At 49.8% G+C, this 12,198-nt stretch carries 8 protein-coding genes; all 8 read left to right on the forward strand.

Going from position 1 to position 12,198, the window contains the following annotated elements:
• Window positions 1-367: 367 nt before the first annotated feature.
• The 8 genes from ACYVHX_RS19980 to typA all read left to right on the forward strand — a co-directional run bounded on the left by ACYVHX_RS19980 (window position 368) and on the right by typA (window position 12,115).
• The gene (locus ACYVHX_RS19980; RefSeq protein WP_460673454.1) at window positions 368-1,000 is read left to right on the forward strand and encodes a TetR/AcrR family transcriptional regulator; all 633 of its coding nucleotides are present in this window, start codon (window positions 368-370) and stop codon (window positions 998-1,000) included.
• A gap of 46 nt (window positions 1,001-1,046) precedes the next feature.
• A complete protein-coding gene (locus ACYVHX_RS19985; protein ID WP_460673455.1) occupies window positions 1,047-2,369 on the forward strand; it encodes a TolC family protein in 1,323 nt (440 codons plus the stop codon).
• A 50-nt stretch (window positions 2,370-2,419) separates the two neighbouring features.
• A complete protein-coding gene (locus ACYVHX_RS19990) occupies window positions 2,420-3,553 on the forward strand; it encodes an efflux RND transporter periplasmic adaptor subunit (protein WP_460673456.1) in 1,134 nt (377 codons plus the stop codon).
• Window positions 3,554-3,591: 38 nt separating this feature from the next.
• Window positions 3,592-7,017 (forward strand): efflux RND transporter permease subunit, encoded by a 3,426-nt coding sequence (locus ACYVHX_RS19995; RefSeq protein WP_460673457.1) that lies wholly within the window; start codon window positions 3,592-3,594, stop codon window positions 7,015-7,017.
• 67 nt (window positions 7,018-7,084) lie between these two features.
• Window positions 7,085-8,362: a metallophosphoesterase gene (locus ACYVHX_RS20000; protein ID WP_460673458.1), complete on the forward strand. Its 1,278-nt coding sequence runs from the start codon at window positions 7,085-7,087 to the stop codon at window positions 8,360-8,362.
• A gap of 112 nt (window positions 8,363-8,474) precedes the next feature.
• Window positions 8,475-9,323, forward strand: coding sequence for a dienelactone hydrolase family protein (locus tag ACYVHX_RS20005; RefSeq protein WP_460673459.1), 849 nt, complete (start codon window positions 8,475-8,477; stop codon window positions 9,321-9,323).
• A gap of 559 nt (window positions 9,324-9,882) precedes the next feature.
• Window positions 9,883-10,092 (forward strand): hypothetical protein, encoded by a 210-nt coding sequence (locus ACYVHX_RS20010; protein WP_460673460.1) that lies wholly within the window; start codon window positions 9,883-9,885, stop codon window positions 10,090-10,092.
• A 208-nt stretch (window positions 10,093-10,300) separates the two neighbouring features.
• Complete coding sequence (gene typA / locus ACYVHX_RS20015; RefSeq protein WP_460673461.1) at window positions 10,301-12,115, forward strand: translational GTPase TypA; 1,815 nt, start codon at window positions 10,301-10,303, stop codon at window positions 12,113-12,115.
• The last annotated feature ends 83 nt before the right edge of the window (window positions 12,116-12,198 follow it).

The raw sequence follows: 12,198 nt of genomic DNA on the forward strand, positions 1-12,198 counted from the left end.
GAGAGTAGGTGGCCGCCACCACAGATTACGAGCCCTCACCCTAACCGGTGAGGGCTTTTTTGTTGGCAGAATTAATACTTTATTTAAAAAGTTATATTTATTCGTTTTTTATTTATTTTATTATAGGCAAAATTTAGTTTCATTTTTCTTCTGATTTGGGAATTTGCGAGATCATTTTTCCTTTCATCTTCAAAAATTTAGTACTTCATCCGTGAAATCAGCCGCTTCACTCCATAAAAGTTGATATAATACTCCTATAGATACACCTTTGCAATAGAACTTCATTGAGAATGTCCCGAAAAAACTTAGGAAACTACGAACTTTAATAAAGTTTCCAAAGTTTTCGCCTTAAAAAAGTTATAAAACTTTGGAGATTGAAGAACGAATCCTAGTAAAGGCTGAAGCATTGTTCTGGAAATATGGGACGCGCAGTGTTACCATGGATGATATTTCCCGGGAAATTGGTATTTCTAAAAAAACCCTTTATCAACATTTTACTGATAAAGATGATATTGTGTATCAGGTCATTCTTTATCGAATGAACCAGAACCGGGATAATGTAGCCTGTCATATTGCCGCTGCTCATGATCCTGTTGAAGAAATCCTGCTTGCTTCCGATATGATGCGGCAACATTTAGCGGATATGAATCCGGCTCTAATGATCGACGTGCAGCGCCATTATCCACGAGCCTGGGAGATTTGTACCGAGTTTAAAGAGAAGTTTTTACTTGAATCAATCCGATCGAATTTGCGGAGAGGAATTGAACAAGGGCTGTATAGATCGGATATTGAGGTAGAGATTATGGCTCGTTTGCGTGTTGAACTGATCCGTATGGCTTTTGATACTGATGTGTTTCCCCGGGCTTTGACCGGTATGGTTGAAGTTCAAATTCAATTGCTTCATCATTTTGTCCGAGGAATACTGACTGAAAAAGGATTCATTATCTACAACCAATATGTTCAGGAATATCAGAATAACACCGCATCTGCTCACCAGTAAAATCTTGTCCAGCACATTGCTGCTAACGGGTATACTTGGTTCAGCAATGGCTCAGGCTCCCCGTGATTTTTCATTGAATGATGCCATTAATTTCGCAACCCAGCAAAATATCAATGTAAAAAATTCGCAACTGGACGCCTTAAGCGCCGAAGCCCGGATCAAAGAAATAAAAGGCGTTGCATTGCCTCAAGTCAATGTGGGCGGAACGGTCACCTACAATGCGATTATTCAAAAGTTTATCTTCCCGGCTGGCGGTTTTGGGGCTCCGGCTGATTCAACCGGTGGCGGCAGTAGTGGCGATGATGTAACGGCGATTCCGTTTGGAGTCAAGCTTCAGGGAAACATAGCGGCCAACGTCAATCAGCTGATTTTCGATGCTTCGTATAAGATTGGGTTGAAAGCTGCGGCAACGTACCGGGAATTGGCTCAGAAGAACATTATGGCTTCCAAAATTAGTGTTGCCGAACAAGTCGCTAAAGCCTATTATGGTGTTTTGGTGAGCGAGGAGCGGATAAAGTTACTGGATCTGAATGTATCCCGGGTTGATACCCTGTTGCGCGAAACCAGGGCCATGAACACACAGGGATTTGTCGAAAAAATCGATGTGGACCGGCTGGAAGTTCAGTTGAATAACTTGAAGACCGAACGGCAGAACGTTAAAAATCTGGTTGACCTCAGTTACAATCTGTTGAAATTCCAGATGGGGTTATCGGTTAACGCGCCCATTCAGTTGACTGACCGGATTGAAACGTATAGCCAGCAGGATCTGGATCGGGCGGCCGTGTTAGACTCGGTTTTTGATTACGGTCAGCGAATTGAGTTCTCAACGCTGCAAACGCAGATTCAATTAGCAGACTTGGATTATCAGAGCATTGGGAAACAGTATTTTCCGCGTTTGACCGCAGCCGCAACCTACGGACACAACAACGGTCGGAATAACTTCATGGATTTCTGGACTACCCAATGGTTTAATTCGGCGGCAATCTCGCTGAACCTGAACGTTCCGGTTTTTGACGGTTTTCAGAAACGGTATGCGGCTCAGCAACGGAAAATAGCCATCGATAAAGCCCGCCAGAGTGGTGATCTGCTGAAAAATTCAATTGATCTGCAGATTCGTCAGGCAACGGTTACCCTCTCCAATAACCTGCAAACGCTCCAGAACCAGAAACGAAACATGGATCTAGCGCAGGAAGTCGTGCGGGTTACGCGCATTAAATACAAAGAAGGGGTTGGTTCCAACATTGAAGTGCTGAACGCCGAGACATCCTCCCGGGAAGCGCAGACCAACTACTTCTCGGCTTTGCTCGACTACATGATTACGAAAGTTGATCTGGATAAAGCGCTGGGAAAACTGTATTCCGGCCAATAACTACTACTCATATTCACGCTGTTCAACGCAGTCTTATCGATTTAACAAAGATGAAAGCATATTACCTAATCGGATTGACAACGGCCTTCTTGATCTCCTGCTCATCGGAGGAAAAGAAGTCCGATTTAACGTCTAAAAAGCAGGAACTAGCCGAGCTGAAATCACAGCAAACCGAACTTTCGGGTAAAATCCGGACCCTGGAAGCGGAAGTGGCAAAACTCGATCCCAAGCAGGCCGAACAGGCCAAAGTGAAAGAGGTGACAATCGCGCCCTTGGCCGCTACCACCTTTAAACATTTTGTTGAGTTGCAGGGCACGATCGACGCCAAGAATAACGTGCAGGTAAGCCCAAAATCGGGTGGTGCGGTAACGGCGGTCTACGTCAAGGAAGGGGATGCCGTACGGGCTGGATCGGTTTTAGCCAAAATTGACGACCAGATTCTGCGGGAATCACTGGAAGAGGTGAAGAGCCAGCTGACGCTTGCCAATACGGTTTTTGAAAAACAGGCCAGTCTCTGGAAGCAACAGATCGGCACGGAAATTCAGTACCTGCAGGCAAAAAATAACAAAGAAGGTCTTGAAAAACGACTGGCAACCTTGAACGCCCAACTGTCGCAGTCGAGTGTGACTTCACCGATTTCGGGTGTGGTGGACCGGGTGAATGTAAAAGCCGGCGAAACCGCCATGCCGGGTGTGGGCATTGTGAACGTGGTTAATCTGTCGCAGCTCAAAGTTGTCGCGAAAGTGGCCGATACCTACGCCGGCAGCGTGCGCCGGGGTGATGCCGTTGTCATCCGGTTTCCGGACATCAACAAAGAACTGACATCCCGGATTAGCTTCGTGTCAACAACCGTTGATCCGCTGAGCCGGACGTTTTCGATCGAAGCCCCGCTGCCGTCGGATAACAGCCTGAAACCGAACATGCTGGCGCAGGTTAAGATTAACGATATTTCGAAGGCAAAAGCGATTGTGATTAACCAGAATCTGGTTCAAAGCACCGAAAACGGCCAGTTGGTTTATGTTGCGGTGAACGAAAGCAACAAAAAAGTAGCCAAAGCCCGCCAGGTAAAAACCGGCCTGAGTTACGGCGGCCAAATCGAGATTACGAACGGATTGCAAACGGGCGATCAGATCATCACGCAAGGTTATCAGGAATTGGTTGACGGCCAGCCGATCAACTTCTAAGTTTCCTTTTTCATTAGTGGCAATAAACAGACAGCGCCATGAAATTTGAACAATATAAAACCCTGAGTTTTACCAACTGGTGCGTAGAAAACCGGACGGCTATTTACATTTTTACCATTATCATTACCCTGGGTGGCTTGGTGGTTTATAATAACCTCCCCAAAGAGCAATTCCCGGACATTAAAGTGCCCCAGATTTACATCAACACGATTTATCTGGGAACGGCTCCGGCGGATGTGGAAAACACCATCAATAAGCCCATCGAGAAACAGCTAAAGTCGATCAATGGCGTTAAGAAAATTAAATCCAATGCCTTGCAGGACGTATCGGTCATTCTGGTGGAATTCAACCCGGATGTGCAGATACCGGATGCCCTGCAACGGGTTCGGGACGCCATTGACAAAGCCCGTCGCGATTTGCCGCAAAAGGTAGACAGCGGCCCGACGGCGCAGGACGTGAACTTCTCGGAATTTCCGATCATGAACATCAACCTGGCGGGTAATTTCTCCCTGAAACAGTTGAAGGAATACGCCGAGGACTTGCAGGATGGGATTGAAGCCATGCCGGAAATCAGCCGGGTGGACATCGTCGGCGCACTGGAACGGGAAATTCAGATCAACGTGGATTTGCCCAAAATGCAATCGGCAGGTCTGGCGTTTTTCGACATTCAGCAGGCCGTTCAGGGCGAAAACATCAACGTATCGGGCGGGGAACTGAACGTGGACGGTGTTCGTCGGACGCTGCGCGTAAAAGGCGAATTCAATGCGGTACAGCAACTGCAAAACCTCCAAATCCGGACGTCAACCGGTGCGACGGTTCGGCTGGGCGATGTGGCTGAGGTAGCCGATAGCTTTGAAGAACAACAGGATTTTGCCCGTCTGAACAACAAGTCGGTCGTCACGCTGAACGTCATCAAGCGTTCCGGTGCGAACCTGATTTCGGCCTCCGATAAAATTGAAGAAGTTATTGCTGACTACAAGGAAACCCGGTTTCCGCAAGGACTGGACATCAAGGTTACCGCCGATCAGTCGGAGCGGACCCGCGCCGATTTGCACGATCTGGTCAATACCGTGATCCTCGGTTTTATCTTCGTGGTGCTGGTTCTGATGTTTTTCATGGGCGTCCGCGATGCAATTTTCGTGGGGCTGTCCGTGCCGCTCTCGGCCCTGGTGGCTTTCGTCTGTATGCCCATTGTCGGCCCGGTCGTCGGTACGGTTTTTACCCTGAATACCATCGTCCTCTTTGCGTTTCTGTTGGGCCTGGGTCTGGTCGTGGATGACGCCATTGTGGTGATCGAAAACACCCACCGTCTGTTCAACCTGAACAAAGACTGGGACATTAAGAAATCGGTGAAAGCGGCCGCGGGTGAAGTGTTTATCCCGGTTTTGTCCGGTACGCTGACGACCATTGCGCCGTTTTTCCCACTGCTGTTCTGGCCGGGTATTGTCGGTGAGTTTATGAAGTTCCTGCCGTTGACGCTTATTCTGACCCTCTTTTCGTCGCTGTTTGTGGCGTATGTAATGAACCCGGTTTTTGCCGTCACGTTCATGAAACGCCACGATGAAGATCACCACGAAGACAATCAGGGATTTCAGCCGATTCGCCGGCCGTTGATCATCATGGCGGTTTTAACCGTTCTCGGTTATCTGATCGACCGTGGAATCGGTAACTTCATGGTGCTGTTCATGGCTCTGTACGTATTCAATCACTATATCCTCACCCCCAAAATTATTGTTCCTTTCCAGGAGAGCCTTTTACCCAAACTCAAAAACGGATACCGGAAACTGATCTCGTGGGTACTGGTTGGCTGGCGGCCCGTTGTTGCCATTGTCAGCATGGTGGTGCTACTGGTTGTGACCTTCTTCCTGATGGGCGTTGTGCAGCCGAAAGTCATCTTCTTCCCGAGTGGTGATCCGGACTATATTTACGTCTACAACGTAATGCCCGTTGGTACGGACGCCCGCGTGACGGATTCGGTGACAAAAATCATTGAGAAGCGGGTTTTCGACGTGCTGGAAAAGAACAAGGCAACCGACATCGTGAATTCGGTAATTGCCAACGTCGGTAAAAATGCCGGGGATCCGTTCAACCCCGACCGATCCGATACCCCCCACAAATCGAAAGTGACGGTGGCTTTCGGCAAGAAAGAAGATCGGCGCGGTATTTCATCCGAAACGCTACTGAACGAAGTTCGGGCTGCCACGCAGGGCATTCCGGGAACGGAAATTTCGGTGGAACGGGAGAACAACGGCCCGCCGACCGGAAAACCGATTGCGATTGAAATTGCCGGGGATGATTTCAAAACCCTGCAAAGTCTCGAAAAACAGGTTCGGCAGAAAGTGGCCCAGTCCGGCATTGAGGGAATCGACCAGTTGAAATCGGACCTGGTAACCAATAAACCGGAAATCGTTATCAACATCGACCGGGAAAAAGCCGAACGCGAGGGTATTTCGTCGTCGCAGGTGGCAATGGCGGTTCGGACGGCTCTGTTCGGTCTGGAAGTGTCGAAATTCCGCGACGATAAGGACGAATACCCGATCATGGTTCGATTGAAGCAGGACGACCGCAGCCAGATTGAGCGGTTATTGAGTCTGAACATCGTTTACCGGGATATGAACCTGGGCGGCCAACTGCGGCAGGTACCGATTCAGTCGGTGGCAAATATCAGCTACTCGACCACGTTCAGCCAGATTAACCGCCAGAATCAGGAGCGGGTGATTACGCTGGGCTCCGATGTGGTGCCGGGCTATAACGCCAACGAAATTGTGGGACAGATTCAGCAACTGATCACCGACATTGACGTTCCGAACGGGTACGCCATTCGGATGGGTGGCGAACAGGAAGAACAGCAGGAGTCGATGGTGTTCCTGATGTCGGCGTTCGGGATGGCCATGCTGCTGATTTACCTGATTCTGGCGACGCAGTTTAACTCCGCGGTCAAACCGGTTATCATCTTCTTCACCATTGTGCTGTCCCTGATCGGGGTGTTGCTCGGCTTCATGATCGCCGGAAAATCGTTCTCGATTATCATGTCCGGGGTCGGTATTATCGCCCTGGCCGGGATTGTGGTGAAAAACGGGATTCTGCTGATCGAATTTATCGAAGAGCTTCGGGAACGGGGAACGCCCCTGCGCGAAGCCATCATCGAGGGTGGGGCCATTCGTCTGACGCCGGTTTTATTGACCGCTTCGGCGGCCGTTCTGGGGCTGGTTCCGCTGGCACTGGGCCTGACCATCGACTTCGTGGGTCTGTTCCGGAATTTTGATCCGCACGTCATTATTGGGGGCGACAGCGCCGTGTTCTGGAACATCCTGGCCTGGACGATCATCTACGGGTTGACGTTCTCAACCGTTCTGACCTTGATCATTGTACCCTGTATGTACTGGGTCAGTGAGCGGGTTAAAGCCCGGTTTTCCAAAAAAGAACCCGAACCCGTGCGGGAACCCGAATTAGTAAATGAATAACTAACTGTATAGAACCGAAAAACCCACAGTGTTTGTTTACGCTGTGGGTTTTCTTTTTCCGACTGCTATGAATCGTCTTGTTTTGTTTTTTATTGTATCAGCCCTTTTACTCCTGATCGACTGGTATGTTTTTCAGGCCATTAAAACCGTAACGCGTTCAACGTCCGAAACGACACAGCGGGTTATCCAATTTGTCTACTGGGGCTTTACAGCCGCCACCATCATCACTTACCTGACCATGCAGTTGTTGCCCCCCGATGCCGTCGGGCGCATCACGCGGGGTTTCATCTGGTCGGCCATTCTGATTCCGTATTTCTCCAAGGTGTTCGCCATTCTGTTTATTTTCGCGGATGATCTGGGCCGGTTTGTGCGTTGGGTAACTTCGCTTTTCTACCGACCCGATATCCGGGCGGCCGTTAACGACACCACGCAGGCCACCATTCCGGCCACGAACGTGATTCCGCGCTCCGAGTTTCTGATGAAAACCGCCCTGGTAGCGGGGGCCGTTCCGCTGGTGGCGTTCACCTACGGTATAGTTTCCGGTGCCCACGACTACCGCATCCGGCGCATTAAATTGCCACTGAAGAATCTACCATCCGGTTTCGACGGCCTGAAAATCGCCCAGCTTTCGGATATTCATTCGGGCAGTTTTTTTAACAAGGTCGCGGTGAAAGGCGGGGTCGAGATGCTGTTACGGGAAAAACCGGATCTGGTCTTTTTTACGGGCGATCTGGTCAACAACACAGCCGATGAGGTTGAGAATTACATTGATATTTTCAGCAAGGTAAAGGCTCCGCTGGGCGTGTATTCGACCCTGGGCAACCACGATTACGGCGACTACGTTAACTGGCCGAACGAGCAGGCTAAACGCCAGAATCTGCAGAACCTGATGGCCGCTCACAAATTGCTCGGCTGGGATTTGCTGATGGACGAAAACCGTATTTTAGAACAAAATGGCGATAAAATCGCTTTAATAGGCATCCAGAACTGGGGCTCGGGCCGCTGGCCGAAATACGGCAACCTGGCCAAAGCGCGGAAAGGCACCGAAGATTCTCCTGTTAAGCTGTTACTCTCGCACGATCCCAGCCATTGGGATGCGCAGGTGCGGCCGCAATTCCCGGATATTGATGTGCAGTTTGCGGGTCATACGCACGGCATGCAGTTTGGGGTTGAGATTGGCAGTATCCGCTGGAGTCCGTCGCAGTACGCCTATAAACAGTGGGCGGGTTTGTATCAGGAAGGCCAGCAACACCTGTATGTCAATCGCGGGTACGGTTATCTGGGTTATCCGGGCCGGGTCGGTATTTTACCGGAGGTTACCATCTTTGAATTGAAAAAAGCATAATCCGAACCCGGATTTCACCGATTAAGGGATTAACCAGGAGGCTACCGCAGCACTACCTGTGTATCCGCTTAATCTTTTAATCCGTGAAATCCGGGTTCAAGACAAATTCACTATGAAAAAACTTTTTCTTTTGGCAAGCGGCCTGGTGGTTGCGCTGTCTTCCTTTGCCCAGGCGCCATCCTGCTGCGACCAGCCCGTTGCGGCCGTTTCCAATGACATGGCGTTGCTGGCCAGTAACAAATCGTTTGTGATGCTCCACGAAGAACCGCTGCCTTTTACGTACCACAGTGCCGCCGGTGAAATGGTGAAATTCAAAACGGCGGACGGTCAGGAAGCAAACGGTTTTTTGCTGAAAGCACCGAAAGAAACCAATAAATGGCTGTTTGTGTACCAGGAGTGGTGGGGCCTGAACGACTACATCAAGCAGGAAGCCGAAAAGCTTTACAACGACCTGAAAGACGTCAACGTGCTGGCCGTCGATATGTACGATGGTAAAGTGGCCACCACCCGCGAGGAAGCTTCAAAACTCGTTCAGGTGCCGCGCGAACGGCTGGGAGCCATCATGCAGGGGGCCATCGGTTTTGCCGGACCACAGGCGCAGATTGCCAGCGTCGGCTGGTGTTTTGGGGGCGGTATGTCCCTGCAGTCGGCGATTCTGGGCGGCAAGCAAACCGTCGGTTGCGTGCTGTACTACGGCCAGCCGGAAAAAAGCGTGGAACGCCTGAAAACCCTGAACACCGATGTGCTGGGTATTTTTGGGGCCAAAGACTCCGGCATTCCGCCCGCAACGGTTTCCGAATTTGAAAAAAACATGAAAGAAGCCGAGAAAGGGGTCACCATCAAAATGTACGATGCACCCCACGCTTTCGCCAATCCGAGTAACCCCGGTTTTAACAAGGAAGCCACGGCCGACGCCTACCAGATTACCCTGAATTACCTGAAGACCCACCTGAAGGTGTAACGGTTAATCGGAAAAAATCGAACAACTTTTTTGGTTTATGCGTTAAACCTATAGGTACCAAACCAGTCTAACGGTTATTCAAGTGTGTAACTATTGACTGTTATCATCATGAAAACGCATAATCTGACTTCATTGCTAGTGATTGCATTTCTGGGCATCGTATTGACCAGTTGTGCGCCTTCGGTTGGTGTCGGTGTACGAACTGATTATGGCTACGGACCCCGGTACGGATATGGATACGCTCCGTATCGTTATTATCGCCAGCCACCGGTTATTGTGACGCCCCCGCCGAGGGTACATTACCGTTCATACCCCCGATACCGTCGGGAACGGGCCTATCGTAATTACCGGCGATCGGCTCCGCAACAATACGGCTATCGTTCACAACGCAGTCGTGGACCCCGTTAATGATAAAAAAACCGTCCCTTAAAGGACGGTTTTTTCGTTCTCAAAGCCCTGTAAGCGGCTTCGTTCGTTAACTTTTGAAGAAAAACTTTAGAAAGTTTACGTAATTTTAAAGAGGATTTGCGTTTAAGGAATAGAAAGAGCCGGTGAATCTATGAAAAAGCTGTTGATACTGGGTATAACCATGACATTGATGCTTCCGCTGGAGGCTCCGGTTGAAGCGGCAGCAGTCAAAACTGCCTCGAATGAACTACAAAGCACGTTGATCTTAAAACGGAAGAAAGCGCGCGGTTACAAGAAGAAAAAAGGCTTTATGTGGGGCCTCTTTAAGAAGAAAAATGCGTGTGGCTGTCCAAAGTTCTAAGCCGTACAGATCGTAATTGTACTTATAGCCGGGGCAACCCGGCTTTTTGTTTTTCTGTAGGTTAATAAATTGTAAAATACTGTTATTCAGCTAAAATTTCCGTATCTTTGCGCCTTAATTGAGGGGACAACAGAAAACCGCCATTTCACGCGTTAGACCGTAATTTTGCCGATTGTCTCTTGTCGCGACTCTTTTATCATAACCTTGTATGCAATCCATTCGCAACATAGCTATTATAGCGCACGTTGACCACGGTAAGACCACCTTGGTTGACAAAATTATTCACGCTTCCAAGATTTTTCGCGAAAATCAGGAATTCGGTGATCTTATCTTAGACAACAACGACCTGGAGCGGGAGCGGGGTATCACGATTGTCTCCAAGAACGTTTCGGTTCGCTACAAAGATGTAAAAATCAACATCATCGATACTCCGGGTCACTCCGATTTCGGCGGTGAAGTGGAACGCGTACTGAAAATGGCCGATGGCGTGTGTCTGCTCGTTGATGCGTTTGAAGGCGCCATGCCCCAAACCCGGTTTGTATTGAGCAAAGCCCTGCAACTGGGTCTGAAACCCATTCTGGTTGTTAACAAAGTAGACAAGGAAAACTGCCGCCCGGAAGAAGTACACGAAGAAGTGTTCGATCTGATGTTTAACCTGGGTGCGACTGAAGAACAACTGGATTTTCCGACGGTTTACGGGTCGTCGAAACAGGGGTGGATGGGTCCGGACTGGCAAAAACCGACCGATAACATTACTTACCTGCTCGATACAATTGTCGAAACCATTCCGGCGGCTCCGGTGGTGGAAGGCACTCCGCAGATGCAGATCACGTCCCTCGATTATTCGGCTTTTGTGGGCCGGATTGCCATTGGCCGGGTCGTGCGCGGGTCGCTGAAAGAAGGTGCCAACATGGCGCTGGTGAAAGCCGGTGATGTGATCAAGAAAGTCCGGATCAAAGAATTGCAGACTTTTGAAGGCCTGGGTAAACAGAAGGTTTCGGACGTACAGTGCGGAGATATTTGTGCCGTAACTGGTCTGGAGGATTTCGAAATTGGCGATACGCTGACCGACGCTGAGAATCCGGAAGCGCTGGAGCGCATTGCGGTGGATGAGCCGACGATGAACATGCTGTTCACGATCAACAATTCCCCGTTCTTCGGCAAAGAAGGCAAGTTTGTGACCTCGCGCCATTTGCGTGATCGTCTGTACAAGGAAACCGAGAAAAACCTGGCTCTGCGCGTTGAGAACACCGATAGCGAAGACCGGTTTCTGGTCTATGGACGCGGTATTCTGCACTTGTCGGTTTTGATTGAAACCATGCGTCGCGAAGGCTACGAATTACAGGTCGGTCAGCCGCAGGTATTGTATAAGTTTGACGAGAACGGAAACCGCCTGGAGCCGGTTGAAACACTGGTCGTGGATGTACCGGAAGAAACCGCCGGCAAAGTGATCGAGCTGGCAACGCAGCGGAAAGGCGAACTGCTGATCATGGAACCGAAAGGCGATCTGCAACACCTGGAGTTCGAGATTCCGTCGCGCGGCCTGATCGGCTTGCGTTCCAACGTTCTGACGGCCACCTTCGGTGAAGCCGTAATGACGCACCGTTTCAAGAGCTTTGAACCCTACAAAGGAGCCATTCCGGAGCGGATCAACGGGTCACTGATTTCGATGACCGGCGGATCGGCTACGGCGTATTCAATTGATAAACTACAGGATCGCGGTATTTTCTTTATCGAACCCGGCGACGAAATCTACACCGGCCAGGTGATTGGCGAACACAACCGGCAGAACGACATCGTGGTGAACGTTCAGACCGCCAAGCAGTTGACCAACATGCGCGCGGCTGGTTCGGATGCCAACGTCCGGATTGCCCCGAAAGTGTCGTTCTCGCTGGAAGAATCGATGGAATACATCCAGAAAGACGAGTACCTGGAAGTAACGCCGAAGTCGATGCGGATTCGGAAGATTTACCTCGACGAGAACGAGCGGAAACGCAACCAGAGCAAATTTGCGATGGCATAAGAAAGGAGTAAAGGAAAAAGGGAGAAAAGGATGAAAGGAGGGGTTAATCCCAGTTCCCTTCATCTTGTTCTCCCTTTTTCTTT

This window comes from Larkinella ripae (assembly GCF_054780775.1).